Origin of the sequence: Bittarella massiliensis (ex Durand et al. 2017) (genome assembly GCF_001486165.1) — a bacterium.
Classification (GTDB): Bacteria; Bacillota; Clostridia; order Oscillospirales; family Ruminococcaceae; genus Bittarella; species Bittarella massiliensis.
The window spans coordinates 50,524-64,027 of sequence record NZ_LN908976.1 but is presented as its reverse complement, the minus strand read 5'-3'; the positions used below and the strand labels follow the sequence as shown (position 1 = coordinate 64,027).

Annotated in this window: 15 protein-coding genes; 10 read left to right on the top strand and 5 right to left on the bottom strand. The window is 65.0% G+C overall.

What is annotated here, in order from left to right:
• Positions 1-7: 7 nt before the first annotated feature.
• The gene (locus BN3266_RS03825) at positions 8-961 is read right to left on the bottom strand and encodes a nucleoside hydrolase (protein WP_059003937.1); all 954 of its coding nucleotides are present in this window, start codon (positions 959-961) and stop codon (positions 8-10) included.
• A gap of 110 nt (positions 962-1,071) precedes the next feature.
• Between BN3266_RS03825 and BN3266_RS03820 the strand changes: the two genes are divergently transcribed.
• Positions 1,072-1,686: a Crp/Fnr family transcriptional regulator gene (locus tag BN3266_RS03820; protein WP_059003934.1), complete on the top strand. Its 615-nt coding sequence runs from the start codon at positions 1,072-1,074 to the stop codon at positions 1,684-1,686.
• A gap of 483 nt (positions 1,687-2,169) precedes the next feature.
• Here the strand turns inward: BN3266_RS03820 and BN3266_RS03815 are convergent, their stop codons facing one another.
• The 4 genes from BN3266_RS03815 to BN3266_RS14555 form a co-directional block, all read right to left on the bottom strand.
• Positions 2,170-3,048, bottom strand: a complete 879-nt coding sequence (locus tag BN3266_RS03815) for an SPL family radical SAM protein (RefSeq protein WP_059003931.1) — start codon at positions 3,046-3,048, stop codon at positions 2,170-2,172.
• Between the two features lie 810 nt (positions 3,049-3,858).
• Positions 3,859-4,062, bottom strand: a complete 204-nt coding sequence (locus tag BN3266_RS03810) for a FeoB-associated Cys-rich membrane protein (RefSeq protein ID WP_059003929.1) — start codon at positions 4,060-4,062, stop codon at positions 3,859-3,861.
• A 22-nt stretch (positions 4,063-4,084) separates the two neighbouring features.
• Positions 4,085-6,100, bottom strand: coding sequence for a ferrous iron transport protein B (gene feoB / locus BN3266_RS03805; RefSeq protein WP_059003928.1), 2,016 nt, complete (start codon positions 6,098-6,100; stop codon positions 4,085-4,087).
• Positions 6,097-6,528, bottom strand: a complete 432-nt coding sequence (locus BN3266_RS14555; RefSeq protein ID WP_082671637.1) for a FeoA family protein — start codon at positions 6,526-6,528, stop codon at positions 6,097-6,099. The genes feoB and BN3266_RS14555 overlap by 4 nt, the downstream gene beginning before the upstream one ends.
• 224 nt (positions 6,529-6,752) lie before the next feature.
• Between BN3266_RS14555 and BN3266_RS03795 the strand changes: the two genes are divergently transcribed.
• From BN3266_RS03795 to BN3266_RS03755, 9 genes are all read left to right on the top strand, one after another.
• Complete coding sequence (locus tag BN3266_RS03795; RefSeq protein WP_059003926.1) at positions 6,753-7,937, top strand: metal-dependent hydrolase family protein; 1,185 nt, start codon at positions 6,753-6,755, stop codon at positions 7,935-7,937.
• 161 nt (positions 7,938-8,098) lie between these two features.
• Positions 8,099-8,722 carry a GNAT family N-acetyltransferase gene (locus tag BN3266_RS03790; protein WP_059003923.1) on the top strand — a complete coding sequence of 208 codons (624 nt, stop codon included), beginning with the start codon at positions 8,099-8,101 and terminating at the stop codon, positions 8,720-8,722.
• 174 nt (positions 8,723-8,896) lie between these two features.
• Positions 8,897-9,259, top strand: coding sequence for a YlxM family DNA-binding protein (gene ylxM, locus BN3266_RS03785; protein ID WP_059003921.1), 363 nt, complete (start codon positions 8,897-8,899; stop codon positions 9,257-9,259).
• 19 nt (positions 9,260-9,278) lie between these two features.
• Complete coding sequence (gene ffh / locus BN3266_RS03780; protein ID WP_059003919.1) at positions 9,279-10,601, top strand: signal recognition particle protein; 1,323 nt, start codon at positions 9,279-9,281, stop codon at positions 10,599-10,601.
• A gap of 158 nt (positions 10,602-10,759) precedes the next feature.
• Complete coding sequence (gene rpsP, locus BN3266_RS03775; RefSeq protein ID WP_021661151.1) at positions 10,760-11,002, top strand: 30S ribosomal protein S16; 243 nt, start codon at positions 10,760-10,762, stop codon at positions 11,000-11,002.
• A gap of 23 nt (positions 11,003-11,025) precedes the next feature.
• Positions 11,026-11,259: a KH domain-containing protein gene (locus BN3266_RS03770; protein ID WP_059003917.1), complete on the top strand. Its 234-nt coding sequence runs from the start codon at positions 11,026-11,028 to the stop codon at positions 11,257-11,259.
• 90 nt (positions 11,260-11,349) lie between these two features.
• Positions 11,350-11,850, top strand: coding sequence for a ribosome maturation factor RimM (gene rimM, locus BN3266_RS03765; RefSeq protein WP_059003915.1), 501 nt, complete (start codon positions 11,350-11,352; stop codon positions 11,848-11,850).
• Positions 11,847-12,605 (top strand): tRNA (guanosine(37)-N1)-methyltransferase TrmD, encoded by a 759-nt coding sequence (gene trmD, locus BN3266_RS03760; RefSeq protein WP_368013941.1) that lies wholly within the window; start codon positions 11,847-11,849, stop codon positions 12,603-12,605. Before rimM ends, trmD begins: the two co-directional genes overlap by 4 nt.
• Complete coding sequence (locus tag BN3266_RS03755; protein WP_059003913.1) at positions 12,602-13,318, top strand: DUF554 domain-containing protein; 717 nt, start codon at positions 12,602-12,604, stop codon at positions 13,316-13,318. Before trmD ends, BN3266_RS03755 begins: the two co-directional genes overlap by 4 nt.
• Positions 13,319-13,504 lie beyond the last annotated feature (186 nt).

The following is a 13,504-nucleotide window of genomic DNA, read 5'->3' as shown; positions in this document are numbered from 1 at the left end:
CTCCTCTCTACGCGATCAGCGCGATCATCCACTCTTTGAAGGCCCTCTCCTCCAACCGGTGGACCACCCGGCAGTTGAAGGGGGGGAGGGTGGACGCCTTCGAGGCGGTTCCCACCCGGTCCCGGGGCCGCCGGTCGTTGACGGTGGCCCCGTAGGCCAGTTCGCTCCGGCACTCGATGCGGGTGTAGCTGTCAAATTGCTCGGCCACCAGGTCGGGGCGCAGCAGCACGGCGGCGGCCGCCGCGTCGGGCAGGGTAAAGTAGGGCTCGCCGTAGCGGGCGCTGGCCTCGTAGAGGGTGCGGTTGCAGTCCACACAGAAGGCCCCGCAGCGGGAACCGGTGGCCTTGATGCGGGCGCAGTCGTCCCGGGTGATTTTTGCCTTGTCCCGGCAGGCCTCGATGGTGACCATGGTGATGGGGACGCCGAAGGTGAAGACATAGTCGGCCGCCTCGGCGTCCTCCCAGAGGTTGAATTCGGCCAGGTGGCCGGTGTTCCCCTTGGTGTAGGCCCCGCCCATCAGGGTGATATGGGTGTAGCCCCGCATGGCCTCGGGGTCCTTCATCATGGCCAGGGCGACGTTGGTCAGGGGCCCCAGGGCCAACAGCTCCACCCCGCCCCTGCGCCCCAGGGCGATCAGGGCGTCCACGGCGTGCTCCTTTTCGGGCAGGCGGGCGCTGGGGACCAGGGTGCCCAGGTCGCCCATCCCGTCCTCCCCGTGCACCCCCTCGGCCGAGATGTGGGGGTGGTAGAGGGGCTTGGCGCACCCCTGGTAGACCGGCGGGGTCCCCCGCTCGGCGTAGTCGATGGTCATCAGGGCGTTTTGGGTGGCCTGTTCGACCCCCACGTTCCCCGCCACGGTGGTGATGGCCAGCACCTCCACCGCGGGGTCGCGCAGCGCCAGCACCAGGGCCACCGCGTCGTCGGAACCGGTGTCGGTGTCGATCACAATGGGTCTTTTCATCTGTCTGCTCTCCTCTCTCGCCGCCCAGGGCGGCCGGTTGGGTTCCCTTGACAACAGTATAGAGCGGCCGGTAGAATGAAAACAGGTCAATTGACCCGAAGGAGAAAAAGATGCGGGAATTCTTTGAGCGGATGCCGGAGGACCTGAGCGGCGGGCTGCACCGGCGCACCTTTCGCAAGGGGGAGCCGGTGCTGTTGGCGGGGGAGGAGAACCGCTGCATCTACATGGTGGAGCGGGGGACGGCCATGGCCTGGGTGGCGGACGAGAGCGGGGCCACCGCCCTGGTGGACCGCTACGGCGAGGGGGACATCTTCGGGGAACTGGAGATCTTCTGCGAGGGGCTCAAGACCATCGAGGTGGTGGCCGCCAGCGACTGCACTGTTCTGCAGTTGGACCGGGACGACCTGCTGGCCTGGATGGAGCGGGACTTTGCCCTCACCACCGCCCTCATCCGCCACCTGGCGCAGCAGATGCGGCGGTACGCCGCAAACGCCACCCAGCTGCAGCTCCTGCGCGTCAAGGAGCGGGTGCGCGCCTGCCTGCAGAGCTGGCGGGAGATGGGCCGCCGCGGGCCGCTGGACAAACAGGCCCTGGCCGCTCAGGTAAAGGCGCCGATGCGCAGCGTCAACCGGGCCCTGGCCGCCCTGGCAAAAGAGGGGCTGGTGCGGTGCGGCCGGGGGACGGTCACCCTCCTCCCCCCGGGGGATGAGGGCGGCGCGAGATAGAGATCAAAGAGCAGAGGGCCCGGCGGCTTGTCCGTGCCCTCCGCTCTTTTTGTGGCGGCATCCCCCCGGCGGCTTGTCCGGGCCCTCTGCTCTTTTGTGACGGCATCCCCCTGGCGGCTTGTCTGGGCCCTCTGTTTTTTTGTGGCGGCGTCCCCCCGGCGGCTTGTCCGTGCCCTCCGCTCTTTTGTGGCGGCATCCCCCGGCGGCTTGTCCGTGCCCTCCGCTCTTTTGTGGCGGCATTCCCCCGGCGGCTTGTCCGTGCCCTCTGCTCTTTTTTGTGGCGGCGTCTCCCCGGCAGCTTGTCCGGGCCCTCCGCTCTTTTTGTGACGGCGTCTCCCCGGCGGCTTGTGCGGGCCCTCTGCTCTTTTTGTGGCGGCATCCCCCCGGCGGCTTGTCCGTGCCCTCTGCTCTTTTGTGGCGGCATCCCCCCGGCAGCTTGTCCGTGCCCTCTGCTCTTTTTGTGACGGCATCCCCCGGCAGGGGTCAAAACAGCGAGAGCTGCTCGGCGCGGGGGGGCTTGTAGGCGCGCACGATCTCCTCCATGGTGTAGAGCAGGCCCCGCCGCTGGCAGGCGGCGGAAAAGACGCCGTAGAGCTCCCGGTGGCGGGGGGAGGCGCACCAGTAGGCGTCGCCGTACAGGTCGCGGTACCGCTCCGCCAAACCGGGGAAGTGCCGCTCCAACTGGCGGTAGTAGTGGGCGCGCTGGTTTTGCCGCAGGGTGACCCCAAAGGCCGGGTAGATGAACCGGGCCCCCGCGTCTGCCGCCCGGCGCACCAGCTCCACCACCTGGTCCGGCTCGTCCTCCAGCAGGGGGAGCACCGGCATCAGCAGCACCCCGGCAAACACCCCGGCGGCCGACAGTTGTTCCAGCGCCCGCAACCGCCGGGCGGGGGAGGGGGCGCGGGGCTCCACCCGGGCGGCCAGCCCCTCGTCGGCGGTGGAGAGGGAGAACTTGACGATGACCGGCGCCTGGGCGGAGAGCTCGGCCAGCAGGGCCCGGTCGCGGGTGATCAGGTCGCTCTTGGTGGCGATGGCCGCGCCAAAGCCGTGCCGCAAAAAGAGGGCCAGGGCCTGCCGGGTCAGCTGCTGCCCCTCCTCAAAGGGGTTGTAGCTGTCGCTCATGGCCCCCAGGCTCACCACCCCGGTCTGCCGCTTGGTCGCCAGCTCCTGCCGCAGCAGGGGGATGGCGTTCTCCTTGGCGCGCACCCGGTCAAAGTCGTCGATGCGGTAGCACTCGCTGCGGCTGTCGCAGTAGATGCAGCCGTGGCAGCAGCCCCGGTAGAGGTTGAGGTTGTACTCGGTCCCAAACCAGGCGGGGGAGCGGGTCTTTTGCAGCAGGTGTTTGGCGGGCACGGTCTCCAAGGTTGGTTCCTCCTCGCGCGGCCCCGGACCGGGGCCGGTTTCTCCCTTGCAGTATCGCACACAATACCGGCGGCAGTCTGTCCGGTATGGGGCGCGGCAAAAAAGAAGGGCTGTCGCAGTGCGGCAGCCCCGTTCTTTTTCTTATGAACTTGTCTTATAAAAATTGTGGGATCGCCCGTGCCAGGGAGTTTTTTGATGGCCACCTCTTTTGGGAGAGGACGGTGTCAAATACCCACATACGGCCGGTATTCGCCTTTTATAAAGCACTGCACGAAAACGCTGGGTCAGAAACACATCCTTGCTCGGCGGTTTGGACGCCGGGGGTCAGGTCTTACGCAGGGGTCTCTCTGCACCGCTGCAGAGGGCTGGTAAAACAAACACTTCAAGGTGCGGGACGTTTGTCGTGCGCAGGATACAAATCAATCGGCGCATTTACACGCTTTGGTTCGCTTTGGGGAACTGTGAAGTCACACGCTGGGTGATCGGTCGAGGGTCACCAGGACAAACCGCCGAGGGAACTCACAGAGAAACGAGCAAAGACGCGGCACGGGCAATCACCACAATGCTGTGGGTCAAACTGCTGCACTGGAATCTCCTCCATTCTGTCTGTCATTCTGCTTCCCTATTGCACTTTCAGTATATTCGATTGGCCGCCGGATGTCCATTTGCATTTTCGTTAAAGTGATTGCCTGGTTTTTGTGCAAGATGGTCGATTTATTTAGAAGGTGTGAACAAATAGAGAAGGGACTGTCAACATTTGGGCAGAAAAGAAGGGCGGGCCGTTTTGGGCCCGCCCCTCTGAGAAGACGGTTATTGGGGTCGATGTCCCGCTCCCTCTGGCGGCGGGCAGGACCCGGCGGAGGGGCAGCCCCCGCAGCCGCCCGCCTGTCTGCCCGCGCAGCCGGAACAGCCGGCGCAGCCCCCGCCCCGCCGCTTCTGGCGGCGCAGGAAAAAGACGACGGCGGCCACGCAGAGGGCCAGCAGCCCCAGGACCACCCAGTCGGCAACGCTCATGAAAAACACCTCCCAAGAGAAATCAGCGGATGAAGAGACTCCCCACCTGGTAGATCAGCAGGGCGACCAGATAGGCCGCGCCGGTCTGGTAGAGGGAGGCCAGCAGCGCCCCGCGGGTGCTGCCCAGCTCCCGCCGCTCGGCGGCGAAGGCGGCCACACAGGGCATGTAGAGGACGGTGAAGGCCAGAAAGGAGAAGGCCGACAGGGGGGTGAAGATGGTCCCCAGGATCTGGCCCAACTGGGCGCCGCTCTGGGCCCCGGTGAGAACGGTGAGGGTGCTGACCACCGTCTCCTTGGCGGTGATGCCGGTGATCAGGGCGGTGGAGGCCCGCCAGTCCCCAAAGCCCAGGGGGGTGAAGAGGGGGGCGACGAAGGAGCCGATGGAGGCGAGGATGCTGTCGGCGCTGCTCTGCACCGCGTTGAGCCGCCAGTCGAAGCTCTGCAAAAACCAGATGATGATGGCCGCCAGGAAGATGATGGTGAAGGCCTTGCGGATGAAGTCCTTGGCCTTTTCCCACATGTGCAGGGCCACGCTTTTGGCCGAGGGGATGCGGTAGGCCGGCAGCTCCATCACAAAGGGGACCGGCTCCCCCTGAAAGAGGGTGCGCTTGAGCAGCAGCCCCGAGAGAACGGCCACCAGGATGCCGGTGAGGTAGAGGGAGATCATCACCAGCGCCCCGTTTTGGGGGAAGAAGGCGGCGGTGATCATGGCGTAGATGGGCAGCTTGGCGCTGCAGGACATGAAGGGGGTGAGGACGATGGTCATCTTCCGGTCCCGCTCGCTGGCCAGGGTGCGGGTGGCCATGATGGCGGGCACCGAGCAGCCGAAGCCGATGAGCATGGGCACGAAGCTGCGGCCGGAGAGGCCGATCTTGCGCAGCAGTTTGTCCATCACAAAGGCCACCCGGGCCATGTAGCCGCTGTCCTCCAGGATGGAGAGGAAGAAGAACAGCAGCACGATGATGGGGAGGAAGGAGAGGACGCTGCCCACCCCCACGCAGACCCCGTCGATGAGGAGGGAGCGCAGCCAGTCGCTGACCCCCACCCGCACCAGCAGGTCGCCAAAGGCGGCGGTGGCGGCGGCGATCCCCTCTTCCAGCAGCCCCTTGAGGGGCTCGCCGATGACCCCGAAGGTCAGCCAGAAGATGAAGAACATGATGCCGAAGAAGATGGGGATGCCCAGGTACTTGTGGGTCAGCAGCCGGTCGATCTTTTCAGAGCGGATCTGCTCGTGGGTCTCCTGGTGCTTGATGACGCAGTCGGCGCAGATTTTTTCGATGTAGCTGTACCGCATGTCCGCCAGGGCGGCCTCCCGGTCGGTGCCCAGGTTGCGCTCCATCTGGTGGATGATGTGGTGGACGATGTGGTACTCCTCCCCGCGCACCCCCAGGGCCTCGTGCATCGGCTTGTCGCCCTCCACCAGCTTGGTGGCGGCGAAGCGCAGCGGGTAGCCGGCGGCCTTGGCCTGGTCCTCGACGATGTGGGCGATGGAGTGGATGGCCTTGTGCACCTCGCCGGTGCAGAAGTCCAGCTTTTCCGGCGGCGTCGGGTTTTTGATAACCTTGCCCACCTCGTCGAGCAGGTCGGATATCCCCTCTTTTTTCGAGGCGGAGATGGGCACCACCGGCAGCCCCAGGTGCTCGCTGAGCTTTTGCACGTCGATGGAGTTGCCCGAGGCCCGCACCTCGTCCATCATGTTCAGGGCGATGACCATGGGGATGCGCAGCTCCATCAGCTGCAGCGTCAGGTAGAGGTTGCGCTCGATGTTGGTGGCGTCGACGATGTTGATGATGGCCAGGGGGTTCTCCTTTAAAATAAAGTCCCGGGTCACCACCTCCTCCGAGGTGTAGGGGGAGAGGGAGTAGATGCCCGGCAGGTCCACCAGCACCGCGTCCCTCTGGCGCTTGATGGTGCCCTCCTTCTTCTCCACCGTCACCCCGGGGAAGTTGCCCACGTGCTGGTTGGCGCCGGTGAGGGCGTTGAAGAGGGTGGTCTTGCCGCAGTTCTGGTTGCCCGCCAGGGCCAGCAGATAGCTCATCTGCCCCACCTCCCTTTGTGGTGTTCCGCCTGCCTGCCGCCGCGGTGATGGGGGTGGTCCCCCTCCGATTCGGGGCAGTGTGCGGCGCCGCAGTGGTGGGGATGCTCTCCCGCCGATTCGGGGCGGTGCGCGGCGCCGCGTCGGCGGGGGTGCCCCCCCTCCGATTCAGGCCGGTGCTCGGCGGCGCGGGGGAGGGCGGTTTCCCCCACCCCCTCCACGGCGATGTTGGCCGCCTCCTCCTTGCGGATGGTCAGCACGTAGCTGCGCAAAAACAGCTCGATGGGGTCGCCCATGGGGGCGATCTTGCGCACCGAGACCCGGGTGCCGGGGGTCAGCCCCATGTCCAGCAGCCGGCGGCGGAGGACCCCCTCGCCCCCCACCTGGGTGATGACGCCCCCCTGCCCCGGTGCCACTTTGTCCAATGTCATACCTGCACTTCCCCTCTTCACACGTCACTAAGTTAGTCCCTGCTTACAGGATACTATTGCCTGTCGGCATTGTCAAGAAAAAGGGAGGCCGTCTGTACAATTTTCACAACTTTTTTTGAAAGCGGCCCCGCAAGGGGTTTCCGGGTTGGACAAACGGCGCGGCGGGTGTCATACTTGCAAAAAAAGGGCCGGCCCCCGCGGCCGGCGAAGGAGGAGTGAAAACGGTGAAACAGGTCTGTTTCAAAAATGCCAACATCGTGGACGTCTTGGAGGGCCGCTGCTTTGCCGGCGACGTGCTAGTGGAGGACGGCAGGATCGCCGCGGTCGGGGAGGTGGGCCCCCTGCCCGAGGGCTGCCGGGTGGTGGAGATGGGCGGCCAGTACCTGGCCCCCGGCGCCTTCAACTGCCACACCCACATCACCATCAGCAGCGACGCCGACATGGGCCTCATCGGCGGCAGCGACGCCCGGCTGACCCTGCTGGCCATCCAGAGTTTGCAGGGCTTTCTCAAGGCGGGGGTCACCTTCATCCGGGACGTGGGCGGCTACTCGGGCATCGACATCCTGCTGCGCGACGAGATCCGCGCCGGGCGGGTGCAGGGGCCGGACATGCTCGCCTGCGGCCGCTGCATCTGCATCACCGGCGGGCACAGCTGGACCCTCTGCGGGCTGCAGGCCGACGGGGCGGAGGAGATGCGCAAGGCCACCCGGGACCAGCTGCGGGCCGGGGCCGACTGGATCAAGGTCATCGCCACCGGCGGCATCATGACCAAGGGGGTGGAGCCCGGCGCCCAGCAGATGGACTTGGAGGAGATGGAGGCCGTGGTGCGAGAGGCCCACAAGTGCGGGGCCAAGGTCTGCTCCCACGCCCAGGGGGCCTCGGGCATCCGCGACTCGGTGCGGGCGGGCATCGACTCCATCGAGCACGGCTGCTACCTGGACGGGGAGACCATCGCCCGGATGGTGGAGCAGGGCACCTGGTTTTGCCCCACCCTGGCGGCCAGCCACTTCATCCTCTACGGCGACAGCCCGGTCAAACAGCCCGACTACGTCATCCGCAAGACCAAAGCGGTCATCGACTCCCACATCCGCTCCTTCAAGGACGCCTATGCCGCCGGGGTCAAGATCTGCATGGGGACCGACGCGGGCACCCCGTCCAACCCGCCGGAAAACAGCTGCAGCGAGTACGTGCTGATGGTGGAGAAGGGCGGCCTCACCCCCCTCGAGGCGCTGCGCATCGGCACCATCGAGTCGGCCAAACTCTGCGGGGTGGAGGAGAGCCTGGGCTCCGTCACCCCGGGCAAGCGGGCCTGCTTTGCCGTCTACCGGGACGACCCGCTGCAAACCATCGCCACCGTCACCGACAACCGGATGACCATCAAGGACGGGGAGATCGTCTACCGGGCCTAGGGCCGGGGGAAAAGCGTCCCTTTCAGGGGGCGGAGCGAGGGGCTCCGCCCCCTTTTTTGCAGGGCGGGGGTTGACAGGCAGGGGGAGAGATGGCATCCTATTGGTACAATCATGTACTTTTTGCGGGCGGCCGCCCGCCCTGGGAGAAAGGAGAAAAACAGGTGATCACCTACCGGAGCATCCAGCCGTCGGACCATGCCGAGCTGGGCCGCATCATCGTCGATACCTGGAAGTTTGACCAGTTCACAGGGGGGCCCGAGGGGGCCGCCCACTTCGGGCAGAGCTACCTGCTCTCCTGCCTGCTGCGGGAGAGCTATACCTGCGTGGCCCTGCGGGAGGGCCGGCCGGTGGGGGTCATCGTGGGCTCCGACTGCCGCAAGGGCAGGAAGCGGTGGCACTGGGGGGCCTACTTCCGCGCCCTCCGCCACGCCGTCCCCCTCCTCTTCGACCGCTCCTTCCGCAAAGGGAACGGGGAGTGGTCGGGCTACGGCGAGACCCTGGCCGCCCTGGACCGGGCGGTCGGCTACCCCTTTGACGCCGAGCTCTCCCTCTTCCTGGTGGACGAGAGCTGCCGCGGCCTGGGCATCGGCAAACAGCTCTACCGAAATTTGATGGAGCACTTTGCCGCCGAGGGGATCGAGAGCTTCTACGTCCACACTGACACCGGCTGCAACCACCGCTTTTACGAGGCGCAGGGGCTGCAAAGGCTGGCCGAGGCCGCGACCGAATTTTCCTACGCCGGGGTCGAAAAGGTGACCGTCTTTGTCTACGGGCAGAAAAAATAGGGTCGCCTGCACAAAATATCCCCTTCTTTTTTGACGAAAGCTGCAATTGGTAAAGCGAAAGGCCTTGACAGGGGGTGCGGGCTTTGCTATACTCAATGTAAAGAAAAACACTTTACACGCTGATGGCCCTGCGCCGGGCCTCCGGCGTGTCTTTTTGAGAGGGGGGAGCGGCCCGTGTCCAAAAATTTGGAGATCGCCCTGCTGTGCGACTTTTACGGGGAGCTGCTCACCGAGAAGCAGCGCGACTGCATCGTCCTCTACTACGACCAGGACCTCTCCCTGGGCGAGATCGCCGAGAACACCGGCATCACCCGCCAGGGGGTGCGCGACTCCATCAAGAGGGGGGAGGCCACCCTGCTGGAGATGGAGGAGAAGCTGGGCCTCTGCCGCCGCTACCGCCAGATGTATCAGGGGCTGGAGCGGATCACCCAGGAGGCCAAGAACATCTCGCTGCTCAACGACAACTACAACTCCTCCGCCGAGATCGAGCGGTCGGTCAAAGCGATCCTGGAGACCGTCAAGGAAATCGGCGAATAGGGGAAAGGGGGGAAACACCGTGGCCTTTGAAGGACTATCTGAAAAGCTGTCCGCCGCCTTTAAAAAGTTAAAGCAGAAGGGCAAGCTGGGGGAGAAGGACGTCAAGACCGCCATGCGGGAGGTCCGCCTGGCCCTGCTGGAGGCGGATGTCAACTACAAGGTCGCCAAGCAGTTTGTGGACGCGGTGACCGAGCGGGCGGTGGGCGCCGCCGTCTTCGAGAGTTTGACCCCGGCCCAGCAGGTCATCAAGATCGTCCACGAAGAGCTCATCTCCCTCATGGGGGGGGAGGTCAGCCGGCTGCACATCCCCTCCAAGCCGCCCTGCGTCATCATGATGTGCGGCCTGCAGGGCTCGGGCAAGACCACCCACTCGGGCAAGCTGGGCAAGCTGCTCAAAAGCCAGGGGCACCGCCCGCTGCTGGTGGCCTGCGACGTCTACCGCCCGGCGGCCATCAAGCAGCTGCAGGTGGTGGGCGAACAGGCCGGGGTCCCGGTCTTTGAGATGGGGCAGGGCGACCCGGTGGAGATCGCCAAAAAGGCCCTGGGCCACGCCAAGGACCACGGCAACGACATCGTCATCCTCGACACCGCCGGCCGGCTGCACATCGACGAGGCCCTAATGGCCGAGTTGGCCGCCATCAAGGCGGCGGTCGGGCCCGACGAGATCTTGCTGGTCATCGACTCCATGACCGGCCAGGACGCCGTCTCGGTGGCCGAGAGCTTCAACCAATTACTGGAGATCACCGGCGTGGTGCTCACCAAACTCGACGGCGATACCCGGGGCGGCGCGGCCCTCTCGGTCAAGGCGGTCACCGGCAAGCCCATCAAGTTTTCGGGCACCGGCGAGAAGCTGGACGACTTAGAGCCCTTCTACCCCGACCGAATGGCCTCCCGCATCCTGGGGATGGGGGACGTGCTCACCTTCATCGAAAAGGCCCAGACCCAGTTCGATGAAAAGCAGCAAAAGGCCATGGAGGAGAAGTTCCGCAAGAACAAGTTCGATTTGGAGGACATGCTCGTCCAGCTCGACCAGATGCGGAACATGGGCAGCCTGCAACAGATCGTGAGCATGCTCCCCGGGGGAATTGGAAACAAGCTCAGCGGGGCCGACCTGGACGACCGCCAGATGGACCAGGTGCGGGCCATCATCTGCTCCATGACCCCGGCCGAGCGGGCCAAGCCCAAACTCATCAACCCCGGCCGCAAGCGGCGCATCGCCGCCGGCAGCGGCACCCGGGTGGAGGACGTCAACCGCCTGCTCAAGCAGTTCGAGACCATGAGCAAGCTGATGAAGCAGTTCAGCCGCCCCGGCAAGCGGCGGCGGATGATGCCCTTTATGTAACCCCTGTGTAACCACATGTAACCTTTGTGTAACCTTTTTTATTGGTAGATTCCGGCCCGGGAGACCGGCCGGTGCTATAAAAGAGCGCGGCCTTGCAGCCGCCGACCCCATTTATTGCACAGCAATAAAGAGAACAACATCATTGGAGGAATTGTATCATGGCAGTGAAAATCAGACTGCGCCGGATGGGCGCCAAGAAAGCCCCCTTTTACCGCATCGTCGTGGCCGACTCCCGCTATCCCCGCGGCGGCCGCTTCATTGAGGAGCTGGGCTACTACGACCCGACCAAAGACCCCAAAGTGGTGAAGATCGACATGGAGAAGGCCCAGAAGTGGATCGCCAACGGCGCCCAGCCCACCGACACCGTCAAGAGCCTGCTCAAACAGCAGAGCGCTGAGTAATTTTGCCCGAGGAGGTCTGTGGCATGGAAGAACTGCTCATCACCCTGGTGACCGGCCTGGTCGAGGACAAGGCCGCCGTCCAGGTGCAGAAGGACGAGCCCAATGAAGAGGGCGTCACCGTCTACCACATCCACGTGGCGGCCGACGACATGGGCCGGGTCATCGGCAAGCAGGGGCGGATCGCCAAAGCCATTCGCACTGTGATGCGGGCGGCCGCTGTTCGCGTCGGCGAAAAGGTCCAGGTGGACATCGACTAGGGTACTTCACACCGTAGGGAAAGCGAGGGCGACTTTGCTTTCCCTACTGCCTTTATGGGGCCGCCTCTGGCGCGGCCGAGGGAGGACGAGATGAAACAGGATTTGGAAGTGGGGAAGATCGTCACCACCCACGGGGTGCGCGGCGAGGTGCGCATTCAGCCCTGGTGCGATTCGCCGGACTTTCTGTTGGGCTTTGAGCGGCTCTTCACCGAGGGCCGGGCCGAGACCCTGCAAATCGAGCGCAGCCGGGTGCACAAAAACGTGGTGGTCTGCAAGTTCGAGGGGATCGACACGGTGGAGCAGGCCACCCGCTACATCGGCAAGGTCCTCTACATGGACCGGGGCGACGTGCAGCTGCCCGAGGGCAGCTTTTACGTGCAGGACCTGGTGGGCCTGACGGTGAAGGACGCCGACACCGGCGAATGCTACGGCACCCTCTGCGAGGTCAGCCAGACCGGGGCCAACGACGTCTACCACATTGAAAAAGAGGGGCGCGTCACCCTGATCCCCGCCATCAAAGAGGTGGTTCTGACCATCGACCTGGCCGCCGGGGAGATGCGCATCCGCCCGCTGGAGGGGCTGTTTGCATGATGACGATCGACATCGCCACCATCTTCCCCGAGATGGTGATGGCCGTTTTGGGGGAGTCGATCATCGGCCGGGCCATGGCCGACGGGCTGGTGGACATCCGCTGCCACAACATCCGCGACCACACCCTGGACAAGCACGGCCGGGTGGACGACTACCCCTACGGCGGGGGGATGGGGATGGTGATGCAGCCCGAGCCCATCTTCCGCTGCTTTGAGGCGGTCTGCGCCCAGCGGGGAGGCCGGCCCAAGGCGGTCTACATGTCGCCCCAGGGGCGGGTCCTCACCCAGCAGGTGAGCCGGGAGTACGCGGGGGAGGGGTCCCTCTTTGTCCTCTGCGGGCACTACGAGGGGGTGGACCAGCGGGTCCTCGACGAGATCGTCGACGAGGAGATCTCCCTGGGGGATTTTGTCCTCACCGGGGGGGAGATCGCCGCCATGGCCTTTGTGGACTCGGTGGTGCGGTTGTGCCCGGGGGTCCTCTCCAGCGAGGACTGCTTCACCGAGGAGAGCCACTGGAACGGGCTGTTGGAGTACCCCCAGTACACCCGCCCGCCGGTCTGGCAGGGCAGGGAGGTGCCGCCGGTCCTCCTCTCGGGGCACCACGCCAACATCCAGCGCTACCGGCGGGAAGAGGCCCTGCGCAACACCTGGAAAAAGCGCCCTGACATGTTGCAAACAGCCCCCCTGGACGGGGTGGACCGGGCCTTTTTGGAGGCCCTGGCAGTCCCCGGCGGGGAGTGGGAGGAGACGGTATGATCGGCACCCTGATCAATGTGGGCACGGTGCTGCTGGGCACCGGCGTCGGCTTCCTCTGCAAAAAGGGGATCCCCCAGCGCATCGAGGACGCGGTGATGAAGACCATGGGGCTGGCGGTGATCCTCATCGGCCTCACCGGCACCCTGGGCGCCATGGGCCGGGTGGAGGGGGGCGCGGTCTCCTTCGACGGGGGGCTGCTCCTCCTGGTCAGCCTGGTGCTGGGGGTCCTGGCGGGGGAACTGCTGAAGATCGACGACCGGCTGGGCCGGTTCGGCGGCTTTGTGGAGCGCAAACTCAAGATCAAGGGCTTTGCCCAGGGGTTCGTGCCGGCGGCGGTCATCTTCTGCGTGGGGGCCATGGCCATCCTCGGGGCGCTGGAGGAGGGGCTCACCGGCGATTACAGCATCCTCCTGGTCAAGAGCACCCTCGACCTGGTCTCGGCGGCGGTCCTCACCGCCTCCCTGGGGCCCAGCGTGGGCTTTGCCGCCCTGGCGGTCCTCCTCTACCAGGGGGCGCTGACCCTGGGGGCCGGGGCCCTGGCCCCCCTGATGACCGACGCCCTCATGGGGCAGATCTCCATGGTGGGCAACGCCATCATCCTGGTCATCGGCATCAACTTCCTCTTTGGCGAGCGGATCAAAACGGCCAATTTGCTGCCCGCCATCCTTGTACCGCCACTGTACAACCTGCTGATGATGTTTATAAAAATATAGAAATGTTGTACAAAGCCCGTTCCCGGGGAAGTGGCGGTATTATCGCAAAAGCAGAAAATCCCCTCTAGCTGCTGACAAATCCCATGGGGATTGCTATAATGAGGTCGTTTGAAAATCGCAGTGTATCCAAAATGTCCCGGCGCGCGGCCGGGGGAAGTCAGCCACACCGCCCCAAGACAAGCGGGG